Raw genomic sequence first — 19,516 nt, forward strand, 5'->3', positions numbered from 1 at the left:
GTGCCTGTTCAGGCAGGTTACGGCGCGCCTAATGGCGCGCCAATTCAAATTTTTTGTGGCCGTGTTTACTCATTTCGACGTGCATGCCGATGCGCATGCTGGCGGGCGGATTCAGCGTTGTCTGTGCGCCTGGCAAAGACGACTCATCGCCGGAAGCCGCCGTGGAATCGGCCGCCTCCGCGGAAGCCACCGCCCCCACCGCCGAAGCGGCCGCCGCCCTGCCATTGCTGCGCCGCGCCCTGGAATCGTTGCTGGCCGATGTCGCGCGCCTGGCGCTGCTGTTCCAGCCGGCCGGTGACTTCGTTATTGGGCTGCACGGGTTCCCAGCCGCCGGGCGTGTGCTTTTGCCAGCCGCTGTCGGTGTGCTGGTACACGGAACCGTCATGGCCGGCGTACACATTGCCGTTGTTCCACGCCACCGCATTGCCCTTGTCGGGATTGGCGACAAAGCCACGGCTGCCCGCCGTGTGTTCGCCGGTCTGGGTATTTCCGGCAATACCAGCCTCCGCAGCGCCCACGCGGCCCGTCTGCGCGTTATAGCCCGCGACCTGACGGCCAGCCGCGTAGTTGCCGGTGTACTCGTTGCCGACGACACCGCCGCGTCCGGCACCTTCGCGCCCTGTCGACGGGTTGGCGAACGAGCCCTGCCGTCCCGCTGCGTAATTGCCCGAATAGGGATTGAAGGCGGCGCCGCGGCTGCCCTGGAAATGCGCCCCCGTGGCCGGGTTGAACCCGGACGCCGCGGTGCCGCGCCATTCCGTACCCGTCCAGGCATTCCAGCCCTGCGCATGCGTGACCGTGCCCTGTCCCCAGCGGCCATAGAAGTTGGCCTGGTTCACGTTCACGTAATTCCAGTTGTACGGGCCGCCCCACCAGTACGGTCCCCAGTACGGCGATGCCGCGCCCCAGAACGCGCCCGCGGCAAAGCCGAACGCAAAGCCCTCGGCCAGGCCGATGCCGAAGCCGGCGCCATAGCCGTACGTGACCGGGTAGCCGTAGTAGACCGCGCCCACGTACGCCGGATAGACGTAGCCCGTGCCGTACACCACGGTGCCGTCGGCGCTGACCACCACGCCCATGTAGCCCGGCGTGTAGCCGACCACGACCGTATCGGGCGTGACCGAATAGATGCGCACATAGGTCACGTAGTAGACCGGCGAGCTCGGCGGGATCGTGTAGATCGCCGACGGCACTTCGGTCGCCACGCGCCAGGCGCCCGTCGAGACGGGAGCCGTGAACCAGACGCCGTTGGCCACGGCGTAGTAGTGACTGCTGTCCACCTCGATCACCGGCGTACCGGTATTGACCGCGTAGCTCAGCGAGGTACCGGTGATCGGCACAAAGCGCGGCGCGCCATCATAGGCCACCGTCAGCGCCGCCTTCGCGCGCGAGACGTTCGCGGTCTGCGGGATCGTGGCGGCGATCACGGCTTCCTTCGCCTGCGGCGTGCCGGGCACGGACACCAGCACGTTGGCCTTGGCGTCGTTCGGCGAAATCTTTGCGAAATCGGCTGGCAGCTCGCCGCCAGGCACGTATTGCCACGGGCCGGTCAGCATCGGCGCGCGGAACCAGCGCCCGGACACCAGCACGTAGTAGTTGTTGGACGCCGGATCGACGAACACGGCATGATCGGCATTCGACATCGTCAGCAGCCCGCCGCCACCCACCGGCGTCATCTGTGGCGCACCGCTCGTCACCACAAGCTCGGTCGGCCGGGTTGCGAGTTGGATGGCCGGCGCACGCGCCGGGCGCTTGCCGTCGGACGGCAGCATGGCATCGGGCCTGGAAGCGGCTGCCGCCTTGGTCGCCGCGGCCTGCAGGCCCTTGGGTACCGTCGACATGACTTCCCACGCGCCGCCAGCGGACTCCGAACGGAACCAGTAGCCCGCCGCCTGCAGGTACAGCTCGCCGCCGGGCTCGCGCAGCAGCATTGCGCGGCTGTTCGGCGCGCGTTCGTAGGAGGTACCGGGCACGTTGCGCCACGCCGGATCACCGTCCACGTGGACCAGCAGCGTCGGCGTGGTGGCAAAGATGATCTGCGGCGCATCGTTCTTCACGGGCACCTTCGTCGCACTGGCCAGCTGGCGCGAGACGGCGTAGCTGGCCTGCAGTTCGTCGAGCGGCACCGTCAGGCCGCCCGCCGGCAGCCGGGCCAGCAGCGCGTTGCGCACCTGGTCGGCGGCTTCGGGACGCGTCGGCACCTCGACGCTTTCGATGGTGATCTGCGTCAGCTGCACCAGCGCTGAGGGCTTGTCGATATCGGCGACCGCCGAGAAGTGGACCACACCGTAAGTCGGCGTCCCGTCCTTCGCACCGACCGCGACCGCGGCACGGCCGGACATGCGGTTGCCCTCCCATTTCTCGATCTCGGGCTGGTACAGCTCCACATGCTCGCTAGCGGCATCGAAGTTGCGCGGCCAGTCCAGCGGCGTCACCGCCTTTGGCGGCGTTGCCGCCTCCGCCATGGCCGGCGCGATCGCGATGCAGACGGCTGCCACCAGCGCGCTGGTGTGCTTCAGGCGAAACGACATGGCAATCTCCAGGTAGGGACAGTCCGCTGCATGGCCCCGCTGCGATGCCCCAAGGGCAGGCCGGACGAACGTTGGGCACGATACTGCACAACGAGCAGCCGTGCGTCCGAATCTAAATGAGCCTGCAAGGGCGGACAATCCGTTTCAAAAACATTCAGCACGCCGCCACAAAGGGCGCAGATCACTGGCATCCGCGCCGCCGAACGAGCGCTTGCAGCGTCACATGCGGGTGTCTGTTGGATCACCGGAAGCCGCCGGAAATCCCCACCGGCTCGCGCAATAGTGCATTGCAATCACTTCAGCCCGGTGCTGCTCTTGAACGCGCGCCGCGCCGGCCCCACCTTTTCCGGACTGTCCTCCAAGCCCGCCCCCATGCCCCCACGGACCACCATCCTCACCGCCGGCACCATCACGGCCCTGCTCCACGCCTATATCGGCTGGCGCCTTCTGCCGGACCTGCCGGTTCCCCTGCTGATCAAGGCGCTCGGCGGCATCTGGCTCGCGCTGTCGTGCGTACTCCTGCCCGCCGGCCTGCTGGCGCGCCGCATCAGCCAGCCCTGGGCGGACGCGGTGTCCTGGGTCGGCATGCTCGCGATGGGGTTCTTTTCGTCGCTGCTGATCCTGACGCTGGCGCGCGATATCGTCCTCGCCGTAGCATGGCTGGCGGGCTGGCAGCCCCCCGGACTGCACGCTTACAGCGCAGCGGCGGTGGTATTGCTTGCGCTGCTCGTGACGCTTGCCGGCTACGTGAATGCGCGCCGGCTCGCCCGCGTGGTCGATGTCGACGTGCCGGTCCACGGCCTGCCGGAGGCGCTGCATGGCTTCACGATCGCGCAGATCAGCGACATCCACGTGGGCCCGACCATCAAGCGGCCGTACCTCGACCGTATCGTCGACCGCGTCAACAGCCTGGAGGCCGACGCTGTGGCCATCACCGGCGACCTCGTCGACGGCACGGTGAGAGAGTTGTCCGCTCACACGGCACCGCTGGCGCGCTTGCAGGCGCGCCATGGCGTGTACTTTGTGACGGGGAACCACGAGTACTACTCGGGCGCCGAACCGTGGATCGCGGAACTGCGGCGGCTAGGGCTGCGCGTGCTGATGAACGAGCACGTGGCGCTCGAGCATGGGAGTGATGTGGTGGTGCTGGGCGGGGTGACCGACTACTCGGCCGGGCGCTTCCACGAGACCCATCGCAGCGACCCGAAACGCGCTCTGCAAGGCGCGCCGAGCGCTGGCGTGCGCGTGCTGCTCGCGCACCAGCCGCGCACGGCGGCGGCTGCTGCCGAGGCAGGCTTTGATCTGCAGTTGTCAGGCCACACGCATGGCGGCCAGTTCTGGCCGTGGAACCTGTTCGTGCCGATGCAGCAGCCGTACACGGCGGGGTTGGTGCGGCATGGGGCAATGTGGGTCTACATCAGCCGGGGGACGGGGTACTGGGGGCCCCCGAAGCGGTTTGGAGCGCCGTCGGAGATTACTCGGGTGAAATTGGTGCGGGCAGACGATTGAATCCGCACAAGACAAAAAAGCCAGGCGCGAAGGCCTGGCTTTTTCATTGGCACCGCGCCATCAGCGCGAAATCGGCTTATACCGGATCCGCTTAGGCTTGGCCGCTTCCTCGCCAAGGCGACGCTTCTTGTCCGCCTCGTACTCCTGGTAGTTCCCCGGGAAGAACTCCACATGCGAGTCGCCTTCAAATGCCAGGATGTGCGTGGCGATACGGTCCAGGAACCAGCGGTCGTGCGAGATCACCATCACGCAGCCCGCGAATTCCAGCAGCGCGTCTTCCAGCGCGCGCAGGGTTTCCACGTCCAGGTCGTTCGACGGTTCATCGAGCAGCAGCACGTTGCCGCCGGCGATCAGCGTCTTGGCCATGTGCAGGCGGCCGCGTTCACCACCCGACAGCGTGCCGACCTGCTTCTGCTGGTCGCCGCCCTTGAAGTTGAAGCGGCCGATATAGGCACGCGACGGCGTTTCGTAGCGGCCGACGGTCAGGACATCGGCGCCGCCCGAGATTTCCTCGAACACGGTCTTGGTGCCGTCGAGCGCGTCGCGGCTCTGGTCGACGAAGGCCATCTTCACGGTCGGCCCGATCTTGATCTCGCCGCTGTCCGGCTGCTCCTTGCCCGTGAGCATCTTGAAGAACGTCGATTTACCGGCGCCGTTCGGGCCGATGATGCCGACGATGGCGCCCGGCGGCACCTTGAAGCTCAGGTTCTCGATCAGCATGCGGTCGCCAAAACCCTTGCTGACGTTATCGAACTCGATGACCTCGTTGCCCAGGCGCTCACCCACGGGGATGAAGATTTCCTGGGTTTCGTTGCGCTTCTGGTATTCCTGGCTGTTCAGCTCGTCAAAGCGCGCCAGACGCGCCTTCGACTTGGCCTGGCGACCCTTCGGGTTCTGGCGCACCCATTCGAGTTCCTTGTGCAGCGCCTTCTGGCGGGCCGATTCGCTCGCCTCTTCCTGCTTGAGGCGCGCTTCCTTCTGGTCGAGCCACGAGCTGTAGTTGCCCTTCCAGGGAATGCCCTGTCCGCGGTCCAGTTCCAGGATCCACTCGGCGGCGTTGTCGAGGAAGTAGCGGTCGTGGGTCACGGCCACGACGGTGCCCGGGAAGCGCGTCAGGAACTGCTCGAGCCAGTCCACCGACTCGGCGTCCAGGTGGTTGGTCGGTTCGTCGAGCAGCAGCATGTCGGGGCGCGACAGCAGCAGGCGGCACAGCGCCACGCGGCGCTTTTCGCCACCGGACAGATTGCCGATCTTCGCTTCCCACGGCGGCAGGCGCAGTGCGTCGGCGGCGATTTCCAGCTGCAGCTCGGCGTTGTTGCCGTCGCTCGCGGCCAGGATGGCCTCGTACTTGGCCTGGTCGGCGGCGAGTGCGTCGAAGTCCGCATCGGGCTCGGCATAGGCCGCGTAGATCTCGTCGAGCTTCTTGCGCGCCTCGAATACGCCGCCCAGCGCTTCTTCGACCGACTCACGCACGGTCTGCTCGGGATCGAGCTGCGGTTCCTGCGGCAGATAGCCGATGTTCAGGTTCGGCATCGGCGTGGCTTCGCCCTCGATCTCCTTGTCGAGGCCGGCCATGATCTTCAGCAGCGTGGACTTGCCCGAGCCGTTCAGGCCCAGCACGCCGATCTTGGCGCCGGGGAAAAAGGACAGCGAGATGTCCTTCAGGATGTGACGCTTGGGCGGAACGATCTTGCCCACGCGGTTCATGGTGAAAACGTACTGAGCCATGGCGTGCGGTGTCCGTGTGTTCAGGGAATTTGGGAATGGGCGGAGTTTAACAAAGCACGTGCCCGCCGGTCTGCGCAATGCTCGCGCGGCCGGTACAATCGCAGGTTCGCTTTCGCGCTAACTCGTTGATTTCATTCGACCATGAGCAAACCTGCCCTGACCCTGAAGTTCAAGTGCAAGAAGTGCACGAAGCCCGTCACGCTGTATCTGCAGAAGACGTCGGCGTGCTCGCACATCACCCCGTATCAGGGCTTCTGCAAGTGCGGCGAGATGATGCGCCACGCCACCGGCGACAAGGACGCGGTCGAGTCGTTCGTGAACTCGCTCGACAACAGCTGGATGCACCACCATCACCACCACCACTGATCCGCACGCAGTGAACGGCAACACCTGGCAGCCCGGCACCAAGGATCCGATGCGCTTCCTCGGCGGCTATCCGCCGGAGGTGCTCGACCAGGTGCGCGAACTCGCCGCCGCGGGCCGCCTCGGTGACCACCTCGCGCGGCGTTATCCGCAGCGCCACGCGGTGCAGACCGACCGCGCGCTGTACGACTACGCCACCGAACTGAAGCAGGAATTCCTGCGCAGCGCGCCGCCGCTGCATAAGGTCGGCTTCGATGCGACGCTGGACTCGGCACACAGGGCGCTGGGCCTGCATACCGCGATTTCGCGCGTGCAGGGCGGCAAGCTCAAAGCCAAGAAGGAAATTCGCGTGGCGACGCTGTTCAAGGACGCGCCGCCGGAATTCCTGCGCATGATCGTCGTGCACGAGCTCTCGCACCTGAAGGAGAGCGACCACAACAAGGCGTTTTACCGGCTCTGCGAACACATGGAGCCGCGCTACCACCAGCTCGAATTCGACACGCGCCTGTGGCTCGCATGGCGCGAAGTGGAACGCGCAGCGAAGGCATAACGGCAGGTTGTTGCGGCACCCTCCGCTGCGCCTGCTTCGTGCACCGCAACACACAAGCTGCTTGACGCTCCCGCGCGCCGCTATGTATAACGAGCGCGTGGGTAGAAGCGGTCGATTGGACAGCAGCGGCGCAATGCCGTGAGGTCCAACTGGAGATTGCTCACTGACGGAGTGTTTCGTCGGTGGCGCAGTTGTCCAACGTTCCCCTGACAAAGACTCCCGAAAACAGCATGCAAGGCGCCCGCGGCGCTGGTTCGCTCGCGTATCGCGCGCGTTCGCCGCATGCGTGTCCAACCTAGTCATTGTTAGGGGATCTCCCATGATCATCGACACCAGCTGTTATCCGACAAACCTGGTGGACCTGGCCTGGCGCCACGACGGCGAGCCGTTCTCGGGCGAGCGCCTGATCCAGATGATGGACGGCCCGTTCACCATCAACGGCAAGCCGCGCCGCATCGACAAGGCCTTTATCCAGCCCCCGCAAGGCAACACCATCTACACGTGGACCGATGGCGAGAAGTCGGGCAGCGAATCCATCGACGCGTACATGGCCTACACGGTCGAGATGGTGAAGAAGTACCCGGACCGCTTTATCGGCTGCTTCGTCTACAACCCGCGCTGCGGCGTGCAGAACGGCGTCAACGCGATCGAGCACTATGTAAAGACGCTCGGTTTCAAGATGGTCCAGTTCCAGGCCAATATGCACGCGTACCGGCCCGACCGCGCGCTCGACTGGCTGCGGCCCGCGCTACAGAAATGCGCGGAACTCGGCGTGCTGGTCAAGCTGCATACCGGCGACGGCCCGTACAGCATCCCGACCGAATGGGTGCCAATGATGAAGGAGTTCCCGACGGTCAACTTCATCATGGCCCACTTCGGCGTGCAGACCGGCGGCGTGTACTGCTTCGAGCCGTTCCAGATGGCCATGGATATGCCCAACGTGTACTGCGAATCGGGCTGGTGTCTGCAGTCGCGCATCGTCGAGTTCGCCAAGGTGCTGCCGAAACACAAGATCCTGTTCGGCTCCGATACCCCGCCCAACGAGCCAGGCATGTGGCTGCGCCTGCTGGAAGTGCTGTGCTTCGAGCCGCCGCAAGGCCTGAACCTCGACGAAGACACGCTCGAGGATTACCTCGGCAACAACGTCGCCCGCATGATCGGCCTGGAGCCGACACCGGTGCCGCGCACCCTCGAGGAAGCCAGGGCGCGCCTGGCTGCATGAGCGCTATGCACTGACAACGGACTCCGGAGCACACACCATGATCATCGACACCCACCTGCACCCGACCAACCTCGTCGACGAAGCCTGGCGCCACACGGGCGAGCCCTTCAACGGCGAGCGCATGCTCAAGATGATGGACGGCCCCTACATGATCAACGGCAAGCCGCGCCGCATCGACATGGGCTTTATCCAGCCGCCGCCGGGCAATACCGGCTACCGCGACGGCAATCGCCGCGGCCGCGAAGGCATCCGCGACTACATGGCCTACGTGGCCAGCCTGTGCCAGAAGTACCCTGACCGCTTTATCGGCAACTTCACGTTCAACCCGCGCTGGGGCCCGGAAGAAGGCGCGCAGGAGCTGGAATTCCATATCAAGGAATATGGCTTCAAGATGGTCAAGCTGCACGCCAATATGCACGGCTACCGGCCCGACCGCTGCCTCGACTGGCTACGCCCGGCGATGAAGGTCTGCGCCAAGTACAACACCGTGGTGCTGATCCACACCGGCGACGGACCGTACACGATCCCGACCATGTTCTACCCGGTGATCCGCGAGTTCCCGATGGTCAATTTCATCATCGGGCACTTCGGCATCCAGACCGGCGGCAACTACTCGTTCGAGGCGTTCTGGATGGCGATGGACACCCCCAACGTGTACTGCGAATCGGGCTGGTGCTTCCAGTCTCGCATCGTCGAGTTCGCGCGCGAGCTGCCGCGCAACAAGATCGTGTTCGGCACCGACACGCCGCCCAACGAGCCCGGCATGTGGCTGCGCGAGCTGGAAATGCTGTGCGGCCCGGCGCCGCAGGGCATGGATCTCGATGAGGACGGCCTTGAGGACTACATGGGCAACAACATCGCGCGGCTGGTCGGCATCGAGCCCACTGCGCCGCCGAAGACCCAGCAAGAGGCACAGGCGCGGCTCAAGGACACCTACGCCAGCACGCGCTGAGCCACACCGAGTAGATCCGCAGGCATGGCACGGCGGCCGCGACGAGCGGCCGCCGGGGCAGCCTTCGCCGTGCCAACCCTGACGACAGGAGGCATTCATGAACTCGCCCTCCGCGCCCTTCGCTACCGCATCGGCGCACAAGACTTTCCACGACACCTCGCAGGATTTCCACCAGTTCCTGGCCGCATACCGCGAGGCGTATCCCGATGATGTGCTGCAGATCCGCGAACCGGTCAGCGCCGATCAGGACCCGACCGCGCTGGTCTGGGCACTCGCGGCGCAGGGCCGCCATCCGGCGCTGCTGTTCGAGCAGGTAGATGGACTTGGCACGCCACTGGTCACCAACCTCTTCGCTTCGCGCGAGCGCGTGGGCCGCATGCTCGGCGGCGTGCCGCCATCTGCCATCCACGCCGAGTATCAGGCGCGCAGCCGCCGCATGGTCGCGCCGCGCGTGCTGGAGGGCGGCGCCGTCACCGGCCATGTCGAGACGCGCCACATCGACCTGCGCACCATCCCGGCGATCCGGCACTTCGCGAGCGACCGCGGCCCGTACATCACTAACGCGATCCTGATCGCGGAAGACCCGGAGACCAGCGTCGGCAACGCGAGCTTCCACCGCTCGATGCTGCATTCGCCGACCGAAATCGCCACGAGCCTGCATTCGCGCGGGCACCTGTGGCGCATGCAGCAGCGCGCGGCCCAACTGGGCAAGCCATTGCCGGTGGCGATGGTGATCGGCGCGCACCCGCTGTTCATGCTTGCCGGCGCGGCTCGGCTGCCGTTCGGCGTGGATGAGCGCCATGTCGCCGGCGGCCTGCTTGGCGCGCCGATGGAGGCGGTGCGCACGCCGCGCTATGGCATCCTCGTGCCGGCACACGCCGAGATCGTTCTTGAAGGCGTGATCGATCCCGAAGCGCGCGTCGAGGAAGGCCCGTTCGGCGAGTTCACCGGCTATTCGTCGGACCGCTCGACCAACAACCTGCTGCGTGTGGAAAGCGTGATGCGGCGCACCGACGCGTGGCTTGTCGACGTGGTCGGCGGCAACTCGGCCGAGCACCTGAACCTTGGCCGCATCCCGCGCGAATCGGAGATGGTCGAAAAGCTCAGGGAGCGCTTTCCGAGCGTGACCGCCGTGCACTATCCGAGTTCGGGCACGCACTTCCACGCCTACGTGGCACTGCGCCAGAGCCGCCCGGGCGAAGCGCGCCAGGTGATGCTGGGCCTGCTCGGCTGGGACCCGTACCTGAAGACCGTCGTGGCCGTCGATGAAGACGTCGACATCACGCGCGACGACGAAGTGCTGTGGGCCATGGCCACGCATCTGCAGCCGCATCTCGATGTGGTGGTGGTCGACGGGTTGCCGGGTAGTGCGTTGGACCCATCTGCGTCCGGTGTTGGCACGACCTCGCGCATGGGACTGGATGCCACACGCGGGCCGAACTTCGATGGGGTGCGCGCGCGCATCGATGCAGCGGCAATGGACAGGGCTCAGGCGCTGCTCGCACGCCTGGCAGTCCCGTAAGGGATTACCCCGTCGAAACGGCGGATTCATCGTCCAACCCGATCGATAAATCCGCCACGAGCATTGTTCCTGACCGCCCCCGCTGGCATGCTGGATTCATAGAACAGGACAGGCGCGGGCATGCAAGGGATGGCATCGACCATCCGTACACGATCGCCGGCGACCTTCGGGCGACACCGACGCAACCGAGCGCGACCGGCGTGGTACCGACCAATGGAGACAGCATGACCCCCAACCTGCAATCGCATGGGGCAGTCCCCGTGCATCCCGTCGACGAAGTCCTGCCCGCCCCGCGTCTGCTCGCATTGGGCCTGCAGCATGTGCTGGTGATGTATGCCGGCGCCATTGCCGTGCCGCTGATCGTGGGCGGCGCGCTCAAGCTGCCCAAGGACCAGATCGCGTTCCTGATCGCCGCCGACCTGTTCTGCTGTGGCCTCGTGACGATGATCCAGAGCATCGGCATCTGGAAAGTTGGCATCCGGCTGCCCGTCATGATGGGCGTGACCTTCACGGCCATCGCGCCGATCATCGCGACCGGTTCCAATCCCTCGCTCGGGCTGCCCGCCGTGTTCGGCGCGGTGATGCTCGCCGGCATTTTCACGTTCCTGGTGGCGCCATACGTCGGCAAGATGGTGCGCTGGTTCCCGCCGGTGGTAACGGGCACCGTGGTGCTCGTGATCGGCATCTCGCTGATGCGTGTGGGCATCAACTGGGCTGCTGGCGGCAACCCGATGATCTCGACGCCCAACGGGCCCGTACCGAACCCGAACTTCGGCGTGCCGGTCAACATCGCCATTGCCACGGTTGTGCTGCTGACGGTGCTGGCTCTGGTGGCGTTCGCCAAAGGATTTCTATGCAATGTCGCCGTGCTGATCGGCATCCTGACCGGCTTCGCGATTGCGCTGTCGCTCGGCAAGGTCAGCTTCGACGGTCTCGCTGCGGCGCACTGGGTGGAGCTGATCACGCCGTTCCATTTCGGCTGGCCGACCTTCGATCCGATGACGACTGTCACGCTGTGTGTGGTGATGGTGGTGATCATGATCGAAGGCGTCGGGCAGTTCCTGGCCCTTGGCGAGATCGTCGGCCGGCCGGTGACCTGCGACGACCTGACACGCGGGCTGCGCGCTGACGGCGTCGGCGCGCTCGTCGGTGCGGTGTTCAACACGTTCACCTACACATCGTATGCGCAGAACGTCGGACTGGTGCAGGTCACTGGCGTGCGCAGCCGCTGGGTCTGCGCGACGGCCGGCGCGATCCTGGTCGTGCTCGGCTGCCTGCCGAAGCTCGCGTTCTTCGCGGCGTCGATTCCGCAGTACGTGCTGGGCGGTGCCGCGCTCGTGATGTTTGGCATGGTCGCGGCCACAGGCGTGCGCATCCTCGGCCATGTCGATTTCGTCGAGAACAAGAAGAACGCCTACATCGTCGCGGTGAGCATCGCGCTCGGCATGATTCCGCTCGTGTCGGAGCGGTTCTTCTCGCAGATGCCGGAGCTGCTCGCCAAGTTCTGCCAGAACGGCATCCTGCTCGGCACGCTGTCCGCGGTGCTGCTGAACGTGCTGTTCAATGCGCGCTCGCCGCAGCCGCAAGCGCACGGCCTTGCGAAAGAGCCCGCCTGACGACTAACCGAGATTGCCGCGATTGCGCATCAACAGGTCGCGGAAGCGCTGGGCCGGCGGCGACAGCGACCGGTCCGCGTGCACCAGCAGCGAGATCTCGCGATGGATCACCGGATCGGTCGGCATGACCGTGGCCAGTCCCAGCGCCTCGGTCAGCCGCGTCACTGCGGCGCTCATCACGGCGATACCGAGGCCGGCCTCGACCATGCCGACCATCGTCAGCGGCAGCAGCACCTCATGCAGCCGCGACAGCGTGATGCCGCGCGCGGCCAGTGCGGCATCGAGGCAGTCGCGGATCGGATTGCCCTTGTGCGGACCGATCAACGGAATGGGCGCCACATCTTCCCAGCGCAGAGTCTTGCGCCGCAGCAGCGGATGGTCGGGCGGCATCACGATCACAAACGGATCCGTCGATAGCCGGTGCGCGGCCAGGTCGGGCTGCCCTTCCGGAATCGTGCCGATGCCGAAGTCGACCTCGCCCGAGCTGACCATCTTCGGCACCTCATGCTCTGACACATCGTGGATGTCGACCTTCACGCCCGGATGTCCAAGGCTGAACTCGCGAATGAAGCGCGGCAGCATCAGTGCCGCCTGGATCGACGAGGCCGCAATCGATACGCGCCCCCGGCCCAGCGTGCGCAACTCGCTCGACGTCTCGATCGCGCTGTCGATATCGGCCACCGCCTTCTTCACGAGCGGCAGCAGTTCCTCGCCAGCCTGCGTGATGTGGAGCTGGCGCGTATGCCGGTCGAACAGCTTCAGGCCGAGGTTGTCTTCGAGCTCGTGGATCAGCGCGCTGACAGAGGACTGCGACAGGTCCAGCTTTTCCGCCGCGCGCGTGAAATGCCGCTCCTGCGCCACCGCGATAAAGGCGCGCAGTTGCCGCAGCGACACGTTCATGTTGCCGATGTTGGCCACTTGTCTTCCTCCTGTGGTCAGGTGCGCGCCTGCTGCGGAGATCCGCGCGGCGCATCTGATTCAGAGGGTAACACGATCAATTAATAGGTTTCGAGGTCTTTACCGATGATGGCCCTCACACCATGATGGTTGCTAACGGATGGCCCCGCAGGCCGCCGAAGCAATCCTCAGGAGAAGCGATGAGAGCGTTTGAATACTTCGAGCCGGCCACGCTTGCCGATGCTTCGGCAATGCTGCACCGCGCCGGCGGCAAGGCCACCGTGCTGGCCGGCGGCACCGACCTGCTCGTGCAGATCAAGGAGTCGGTGCGCAAGCCCGAGCAGGTCATCAACATCAAGAAGATCCCGGGCATGGACGTGCTTACGTTCGATCCCGTGAATGGCCTGCGCATCGGTGCGCTGGTCACTACGCGTCAACTCGAAACCTGTGGCTTTGTGCAACGGCACTACGCCGGGCTGGCGAAGGCGGTGACGGACTTCGCCTCGATCCAGGTGCGCCACCGCGCAACCGTGGTCGGCAATGTGTGCCGCGCGTCGCCGTCGGCCGATTCCATCGCGCCGCTGGTCGCGGATCGTGCATCGGTGCATTTGTATGGACTGTCGGGCTCGCGCGAGATGCGCGTGGAGGACTTCATCACCGACGTCGGCAAGACCGCGATCGCACCGGACGAAATCGTGACTCGCATCACCGTGCCCGCACCGCGCGCGCATACCGGCAAGGTCTATCTCAAGCATGGCCGGCGCGTGCAGATGGAACTGGCCACGGTTGGCGTAGCGGTATCGCTGACCATCGAAGAAGGCCGCTGTACAGATGCCAACATCGTGCTCGCCGCGGTGGGGCCCACGCCGGTACGCGCCGAACACGCCGAGGCACTGCTGCGCGACCACCACCTCACCGATGCACTGATCCTGCAGGCCGCACATGCCGCCACACGCGACGCGCGCCCGATCAGCGACGTGCGTGCGAGCGAAGCCTATCGCCGACAGATGGTCAGCGTGCTCACGCGCCGCGCGCTAGAGGAAGCCCACAAACGCGCTTTGGAGGCCACACCATGCGAAAGCTAATCGAACTCGTCATCAACGGCGAACCGCGCGAGCTTGCGGTCGAGCCGCACGCCACGCTGCTGGACGCGCTGCGCAACGACGCCGGCCTGACTGGTACCAAGAAGGGCTGCGACGTCGGCGAATGCGGCTCATGCACCGTCATCGTCGACGGCAGGCCGATGAATTCGTGCCTGATGCTTGCGCCCGAGGCGCATGGCTGCCAGCTCACCACGATCGAAGGCGTGCAGCCGTCGCCCGACACCGTGCATCCGATCCAGGAGCAGTTCATGCAATGCGGCGCCGCGCAGTGCGGCTTCTGCACGCCGGGCTTCGTGATGATGGCCAAGGCGCTCCTTGAAGCGAACCCGCACCCGACGCGCGACGAGATTCGCTTTGCGATTGCCGGCAACATCTGCCGCTGCACGGGGTACACCAAGATCATCGAGGCGATCGAAAAGACTGCCGCCGCGATGGCGAACGAGGAGGCATGATGACCCACGCCGTGATCGGACACAGCGTCAAGCGCACCGACCTGCTCGACAAGGTCACCGGCAATGCGAAGTACGTTGCCGACATGCCGTTCGCCGGCCTGCTGTTCGGCAAGATCAAGCGCTGCGAAGTCGCGCACGCAAAGATCCGCCGCATCGACACATCGCGCGCGCTTGCGCTGCCCGGCGTCAAGGCCGTGCTCACCCACGAGAACGTGCCGCGCGTGTTGCATGCCGGATCGCCGCATCCGCGCTCTGCGTCAGTGACGTGCGACCAGTACATCCTCGACGACAAGGTGCGCTACTGGGGCGAAGGCGTGGCCGCCGTGGCCGCGACTAGCGAGGACATCGCGGCGCATGCGATCGAACTGATCGAAGTCGAATACGAGACGCTGCCCGCCGTATTCACGACAGAAGATGCCGAACGTTCCGACGCGCCGCGCATCCACGACCGCGAACCCGGCGGCAACCTGGTGTTGCCGCCTGTCATCGTCAAGCGCGGTGATGTCGAAGCCGGCTTTGCCGAAGCGGATTTCATCCTCGAAGGCATCTATGAAGGCGGCCGCCCTACCCCGGCCTACATGGAACCGAACGTCTGCACCTGCAACTGGGACGGCAACGGCAATCTGACCGTGTGGATTTCCACGCAGACCGCGTTCATGGTACGCGGCATCATGGCCGAAGTGCTGGGCCTGCCGCTGCACAAGGTACGCGTGCTGGTCGACCATATGGGCGGCGGCTTTGGTGCGAAGCAAGACCTGTTTCAGCATGAGTTTCTGTGCGCATTGATGGCGCGCGAGACGCGCCGGCCGGTGCGCATGGAATACACGCGCGAGGAAACCTTCCTCGGCGGACGCACACGCCATCCGGCCAGGATCTGGCTCAAGCAGGGCTTCCGCAACGACGGCACCATCACTGCGCGCCAGGCGAAGGTGGTGTTCAACTCGGGCGCGTATGGCTCGCATGGTCCCGGCGTCACCAACGTCGGCACCGCAGCCATGGTCTCGCTGTACCGCTGCGACAACGTGCTGCTCGAAGGGCGTTGCGTCTACACCAACAGCCCGATCGCGGGCGCGTTCCGTGGCTATGGCGTGGTGCAGACCTACTATGCGCTCGATGTCCAGATGGACGAGGCGGCCGAACATCTCGGCATGGACCCCGCCGACCTAAAACTGAAGAACGCCGTGCGCGAAGGCGATATCGCACCGTCCAATCACCCACTGATCGGCCACGGGCTGGAAGCATGCATCAGCAAGGGCATGGAAGCCACCCGTTGGGCCGCACTGCGACAGCGCCCACGCGATACGGAAGGCCCGATCCGCACCGGCTGGGGCATCGGTTGCGAGATGCACGGCAGCAGCGCCTATCCGGGCATCAAGGAGCAGGGCAACGCGATCATCAAGATGAACGAGGATGGCACCGTCGTCCTGCTGACGGGTGCTGCAGGGCTTGGCACGGGAGCGCATACGGCGCTCGCGCAAATCGTGGCAGAGGAACTGACGCTGCCGTTCGAGTCGGTGTCTGTGGTCCACGGCGATACCGATGTGGTGCCGTGGGACATCGGCGCCTTCGCGAGCCATACGACGTACATGGTCGGCAAGGCCGCGCAGATGGCGGCGGGCGAGATCAAGCGGCAACTGTTCGATCGCGCGGCGAAGCTGCTCGAATGCACCCCTGATGCATTGATGCTCACGGCTGGCGTGATCGCGGTGCGCGACCGCGAAGGTCCAACGCTGACGGTGCGCGAAGCAGTCATGCCACGCAAGGGTATTCCTGCCGCGCAACTGGTCGGCACCGCCACATACCACCCGACCAAGTCGTATTCGTTCGCCGCGCATTTCGTGCAAGTCGAAGTCGACACGGAAACGGGCTTCATTACCGTGAAGCAGGTAGTGCCCGTGCATGACGTCGGCAAGGTGATCCACCCCGTGGCGGCGGCCGGCCAGATCGAGGGTGGCATCCAGCAAGGCATCGGCCATACGCTGTACGAGGACTACCAGATCGACATGCGCACCGGCCGCTCGCTCAATGCCAACTTCGTCGACTACAAGATGCCGCTCGCGATGGACATGCCGGAGATTCACACCATCATCCTTGAAGCGGCCCCCGATCCTGGCGGACCGTTCGGCGCCAAGGGCGTAGGGGAGGATCCGATCGTCGCGATCGGACCGGCCATTTCCAACGCCGTGTTCGATGCGATCGGCGTGCGCTTCCGGCACTACCCGATCCGGCCGGAGCAGGTGCTGCAGGCGCTTGCCAAAAAGGCGGCGGCATGACGAAGCGCCTTGTCGTCGCTATCACCGGTGCGAGTGGCGCGGTCTATGGCGTGCGCGTGTTGCAGGCGCTGTCACCGCTGGCGGACTGGGAAACGCATCTGGTGTGCTCGCCTTCCGGCCTGCTGACCGCACACCACGAACTCGGCCTGCAGCGACCGCAGGTCGAGGCGATGGCCGATGCCGTGCACAACGTGCGCGATATCGGCGCAGCGATCGCGAGTGGATCGTTCCGCTGCGACGGCATGGTGGTAGCGCCCTGCTCCATGCGCACGCTGGCCGCGATCGCGACGGGCATGGCCGACAACCTCGTCACGCGCGCAGCCGACGTAATGCTCAAGGAACGGCGCCGACTCGTGCTGCTTGCGCGCGAGACGCCGCTGCATCTCGTGCATCTGCGCAACATGACTGCAGTCACCGAGATGGGCGCGATCGTGCTGCCGCCCCTTCCTGCCTTCTACACGCATCCGCAGACCGTCGACGATATCGTCAACCACACGGTTGGTCGCGTGCTCGATCTGTTCAACGTTCCGCACGATGGACTGGTGCAGCGCTGGGAAGGCCTGCGCCCTGCCATCGGCGCCGCATAGCCCACGTTTCGCTTATCGCCCCGCCAACGGGGAACGCAGTTTGAATCAGGAGACAACATGACGCACCACGCCACGCAGTTGCCGCCCGTACCGGTCACCATCCTCACCGGCTTCCTTGGCTCCGGCAAGACCACGCTGCTGAACCACATCCTGACGCAGAAGCACGGGCACCGCATCGCGGTGATCGAGAACGAGTTCGGCGAGGTCGATGTCGACTCCGATCTCGTGATGACTTCCGACGAAGAGATCTACCAGATGACCAACGGCTGCATCTGCTGCGTTGTGGACGTGCGCACGGACCTCGTGCGCATCCTGCAGAAGCTGCTCGAGCGGCCCGAGCGATTCGACCACATCCTCGTGGAGACCAGCGGCCTGGCCGACCCGACGCCAGTGGCCGCGACCTTCTTCATGGACCATGAAGTTGCGCAGCAGGTAAGACTCGATGGCATTCTGACGCTCGTGGATGCGGTGCACATCGAAGATCACCTCGATGATCCGCAACTGACAGGGTTCGACAACCAGGCCGTGGACCAGATTGTCGCGGCGGACCGCGTCATCCTGAACAAGACCGATCTCGTCAGTGCCGCGCGGCTCGACGCACTCGAAGCGCGCATCCACAAGCTCAATGAAGGCGCGCAGATCCTGCGCTCCAACTATGCGCAGGTCGATCTAGGCAAGATCCTCGGCATCGGCGGGTTCACGCCGGGCATAGTGCAGATGGAGGATCACGGACATGCGCATCACGAGCACGATCATGCTGGCCACGTCTGCGACGAGCATTGCGACCATGCGCATGATGAGGCCGAGCATGGTCATCGTCATGATCCATCGGTGACATCGGTCTCGCTGGTGTTCGACCAGCCATTCGATCGCCAGCGGCTTGAATACGGCTTGCGGGCATTGCTCGCCGCACAGGGCGACGATGTATTCCGCATGAAAGGCATCGTCGCCGTGGCCGGCGATACGCAGCGCTACGTGTTGCAGGCCGTGCACCGGCTCATGGATTTCCGTGCGGACGCGCCATGGGGCACGGAAGCGCCGCAGAGCAAGTTCGTGTTCATCGGCCGCAACCTGGACAAGCAGCGGCTGCAGACACTGCTGAACGTTTGCATGCCGGTGCGCGTAGCAGAAGCGGCGTAATGTCCCTGGCGGGTTAACCGGCTGAAGCGCGTCTCTGTCGTGGAGACCGCTTCAGCCCCGCGGCGCCTGCAAGGTATCCGACGGCAGTTCGCCGAACGCCTTGCGGTACTCGCGCGAGAACAGGCTCAGGTGCGTGAAGCCATGGCGCAACGCGATGGCGCTGACCATCCCTTTTTCCTGCGGTACGCGCTGCAAGTCCGCACGGGCCGCCTGCAGGCGCAACAGCCGCAGATATTCCATGGGCGTCGTGTTCTTGCTCTTGCGGAACCCGAGCTGCAGCGTGCGCGCCGACACACCGCAATGCGCTGCCACCCGCTCCAACGTGAGCGGCTGATCCAGGTGCGTGCGGAGATACGCGATCGCGCAGCGGACATAGCCCGGCAACGCCGGCGCAAAGCGACTCGGCAACATGCCACCGTCTGCGGCGAAGCGGTCGAGCAGCAGCGTGGACAGCACGATGCGTTCGATGCTTGCATCCATCGCGGGCGCGCCGGTGCCTTCGCGCCGCACGCGCGTTTCTGCGCGCAGGTATGCCACCAGGGCCTGCCAGCGCTCGGCGCGGCCATCATCTGCGACCGGCTGCATGTCGAACTCGATCGGCGTTGGCGGATCGAAGCCGAACTGCAGGCGGAACGCTTCCTCGATCAGCTGCCGGCGGATCACCACACTGAAGCGCTCGCAATCGCGGTCGAGCGACAGGCTCGCCGGCACCGTGGGCGAAAACACGAACGTCGCGCCCGGCGGCATCTCAACCGTGCCGTGCGGCGCATGCACGCGGCAGCGTCCCGCAAGCAGCGTCTGGATCACGAACTCGTCCTTGCCCTGCTGCGGCTCGATATCCACGGCCTGGTTGTAGCCGATGGTCACCAGCGTCAGGCGGCCAATCGCACAGGTATCGATGCGCGCGTCGAGCGCAGCGTCATCCTCGGCCGCGCGCAGCCGCGTGGGCCCGAACACACGGCCGGACAGCGACTGGATGCGTTGCGCATCACTAGCTCGGCCGGGGCTGTTCGATGCAGCGGGAAAGGCTCGATTGGCTGGAATGGCTGGCATGCGGGAAGCGGGTGCAGG

The 19,516-nt window shown here is 65.4% G+C and carries 16 protein-coding genes; 12 read left to right on the forward strand and 4 right to left on the reverse strand.

The annotated features are described in order from the left end of the window. Window positions 1-143: 143 nt before the first annotated feature. Window positions 144-2,531 (reverse strand): carbohydrate-binding family V/XII, encoded by a 2,388-nt coding sequence (locus tag K2O51_RS28720; protein WP_220631090.1) that lies wholly within the window; start codon window positions 2,529-2,531, stop codon window positions 144-146. A 372-nt stretch (window positions 2,532-2,903) separates the two neighbouring features. Between K2O51_RS28720 and K2O51_RS28725 the strand changes: the two genes are divergently transcribed. Further along, entirely contained in the window at window positions 2,904-4,040 is a 1,137-nt protein-coding gene (locus K2O51_RS28725; protein WP_011299210.1) for a metallophosphoesterase, read from the forward strand. Between the two features lie 60 nt (window positions 4,041-4,100). Here the strand turns inward: K2O51_RS28725 and ettA are convergent, their stop codons facing one another. Then, a complete protein-coding gene (gene ettA, locus K2O51_RS28730) occupies window positions 4,101-5,768 on the reverse strand; it encodes an energy-dependent translational throttle protein EttA (RefSeq protein WP_011299211.1) in 1,668 nt (555 codons plus the stop codon). Between the two features lie 141 nt (window positions 5,769-5,909). On the opposite strand from ettA, the gene K2O51_RS28735 reads away from it, so the two are divergent. From K2O51_RS28735 to K2O51_RS28760, 6 genes are all read left to right on the forward strand, one after another. Continuing rightward, entirely contained in the window at window positions 5,910-6,134 is a 225-nt protein-coding gene (locus K2O51_RS28735; RefSeq protein ID WP_010812270.1) for a hypothetical protein, read from the forward strand. 49 nt (window positions 6,135-6,183) lie between these two features. Next, a complete protein-coding gene (locus tag K2O51_RS28740) occupies window positions 6,184-6,681 on the forward strand; it encodes a M48 metallopeptidase family protein (protein WP_011299212.1) in 498 nt (165 codons plus the stop codon). A 319-nt stretch (window positions 6,682-7,000) separates the two neighbouring features. Beyond that, entirely contained in the window at window positions 7,001-7,903 is a 903-nt protein-coding gene (locus K2O51_RS28745; protein WP_011299213.1) for an amidohydrolase family protein, read from the forward strand. 37 nt (window positions 7,904-7,940) lie between these two features. After that, window positions 7,941-8,855: an amidohydrolase family protein gene (locus tag K2O51_RS28750; protein WP_011299214.1), complete on the forward strand. Its 915-nt coding sequence runs from the start codon at window positions 7,941-7,943 to the stop codon at window positions 8,853-8,855. A gap of 97 nt (window positions 8,856-8,952) precedes the next feature. Further along, window positions 8,953-10,377 (forward strand): UbiD family decarboxylase, encoded by a 1,425-nt coding sequence (locus tag K2O51_RS28755; protein WP_011299215.1) that lies wholly within the window; start codon window positions 8,953-8,955, stop codon window positions 10,375-10,377. Between the two features lie 224 nt (window positions 10,378-10,601). Next, entirely contained in the window at window positions 10,602-11,993 is a 1,392-nt protein-coding gene (locus K2O51_RS28760) for a nucleobase:cation symporter-2 family protein (RefSeq protein WP_011299216.1), read from the forward strand. A gap of 3 nt (window positions 11,994-11,996) precedes the next feature. Here the strand turns inward: K2O51_RS28760 and K2O51_RS28765 are convergent, their stop codons facing one another. Continuing rightward, window positions 11,997-12,911, reverse strand: a complete 915-nt coding sequence (locus tag K2O51_RS28765) for a LysR family transcriptional regulator (RefSeq protein WP_245001891.1) — start codon at window positions 12,909-12,911, stop codon at window positions 11,997-11,999. A gap of 179 nt (window positions 12,912-13,090) precedes the next feature. Here K2O51_RS28765 and K2O51_RS28770 point away from each other — a divergent pair, with 179 nt between their 5' ends. The 5 genes from K2O51_RS28770 to K2O51_RS28790 are packed head-to-tail and all read left to right on the forward strand — an operon-like array spanning window position 13,091 to window position 18,445. Beyond that, entirely contained in the window at window positions 13,091-13,975 is an 885-nt protein-coding gene (locus tag K2O51_RS28770) for an FAD binding domain-containing protein (protein WP_220631091.1), read from the forward strand. After that, a complete protein-coding gene (locus K2O51_RS28775) occupies window positions 13,963-14,445 on the forward strand; it encodes a (2Fe-2S)-binding protein (RefSeq protein ID WP_140950675.1) in 483 nt (160 codons plus the stop codon). The genes K2O51_RS28770 and K2O51_RS28775 overlap by 13 nt, the downstream gene beginning before the upstream one ends. Next, window positions 14,445-16,718 (forward strand): xanthine dehydrogenase family protein molybdopterin-binding subunit, encoded by a 2,274-nt coding sequence (locus K2O51_RS28780; RefSeq protein ID WP_011299220.1) that lies wholly within the window; start codon window positions 14,445-14,447, stop codon window positions 16,716-16,718. Before K2O51_RS28775 ends, K2O51_RS28780 begins: the two co-directional genes overlap by 1 nt. Then, window positions 16,715-17,305, forward strand: a complete 591-nt coding sequence (locus tag K2O51_RS28785) for a UbiX family flavin prenyltransferase (protein WP_011299221.1) — start codon at window positions 16,715-16,717, stop codon at window positions 17,303-17,305. The genes K2O51_RS28780 and K2O51_RS28785 overlap by 4 nt, the downstream gene beginning before the upstream one ends. Before the next feature lie 57 nt (window positions 17,306-17,362). Next, window positions 17,363-18,445 (forward strand): CobW family GTP-binding protein, encoded by a 1,083-nt coding sequence (locus K2O51_RS28790; RefSeq protein WP_011299222.1) that lies wholly within the window; start codon window positions 17,363-17,365, stop codon window positions 18,443-18,445. A gap of 51 nt (window positions 18,446-18,496) precedes the next feature. Here the strand turns inward: K2O51_RS28790 and K2O51_RS28795 are convergent, their stop codons facing one another. Continuing rightward, complete coding sequence (locus K2O51_RS28795) at window positions 18,497-19,498, reverse strand: helix-turn-helix transcriptional regulator (RefSeq protein WP_220631092.1); 1,002 nt, start codon at window positions 19,496-19,498, stop codon at window positions 18,497-18,499. Window positions 19,499-19,516 lie beyond the last annotated feature (18 nt).

Origin of the sequence: Cupriavidus pinatubonensis (assembly GCF_019602855.1) — a bacterium.
Lineage (GTDB): Bacteria > Pseudomonadota > Gammaproteobacteria > Burkholderiales > Burkholderiaceae > Cupriavidus > Cupriavidus pinatubonensis.

Bases quoted from the DNA above. Each gene is read 5' to 3' on its own strand.
- K2O51_RS28720 (WP_220631090.1), bottom strand. From the start codon at position 2,531: ATGTCGTTTCGCCTGAAGCACACCAGCGCGCTGGTGGCAGCCGTCTGC.
- K2O51_RS28725 (WP_011299210.1), top strand. From the start codon at position 2,904: ATGCCCCCACGGACCACCATCCTCACCGCCGGCACCATCACGGCCCTG.
- ettA (WP_011299211.1), bottom strand. From the start codon at position 5,768: ATGGCTCAGTACGTTTTCACCATGAACCGCGTGGGCAAGATCGTTCCG.
- K2O51_RS28735 (WP_010812270.1), top strand. From the start codon at position 5,910: ATGAGCAAACCTGCCCTGACCCTGAAGTTCAAGTGCAAGAAGTGCACG.
- K2O51_RS28740 (WP_011299212.1), top strand. From the start codon at position 6,184: ATGCGCTTCCTCGGCGGCTATCCGCCGGAGGTGCTCGACCAGGTGCGC.
- K2O51_RS28745 (WP_011299213.1), top strand. From the start codon at position 7,001: ATGATCATCGACACCAGCTGTTATCCGACAAACCTGGTGGACCTGGCC.
- K2O51_RS28750 (WP_011299214.1), top strand. From the start codon at position 7,941: ATGATCATCGACACCCACCTGCACCCGACCAACCTCGTCGACGAAGCC.
- K2O51_RS28755 (WP_011299215.1), top strand. From the start codon at position 8,953: ATGAACTCGCCCTCCGCGCCCTTCGCTACCGCATCGGCGCACAAGACT.
- K2O51_RS28760 (WP_011299216.1), top strand. From the start codon at position 10,602: ATGACCCCCAACCTGCAATCGCATGGGGCAGTCCCCGTGCATCCCGTC.
- K2O51_RS28770 (WP_220631091.1), top strand. From the start codon at position 13,091: ATGAGAGCGTTTGAATACTTCGAGCCGGCCACGCTTGCCGATGCTTCG.
- K2O51_RS28775 (WP_140950675.1), top strand. From the start codon at position 13,963: ATGCGAAAGCTAATCGAACTCGTCATCAACGGCGAACCGCGCGAGCTT.
- K2O51_RS28780 (WP_011299220.1), top strand. From the start codon at position 14,445: ATGACCCACGCCGTGATCGGACACAGCGTCAAGCGCACCGACCTGCTC.
- K2O51_RS28785 (WP_011299221.1), top strand. From the start codon at position 16,715: ATGACGAAGCGCCTTGTCGTCGCTATCACCGGTGCGAGTGGCGCGGTC.
- K2O51_RS28790 (WP_011299222.1), top strand. From the start codon at position 17,363: ATGACGCACCACGCCACGCAGTTGCCGCCCGTACCGGTCACCATCCTC.
- K2O51_RS28795 (WP_220631092.1), bottom strand. From the start codon at position 19,498: ATGCCAGCCATTCCAGCCAATCGAGCCTTTCCCGCTGCATCGAACAGC.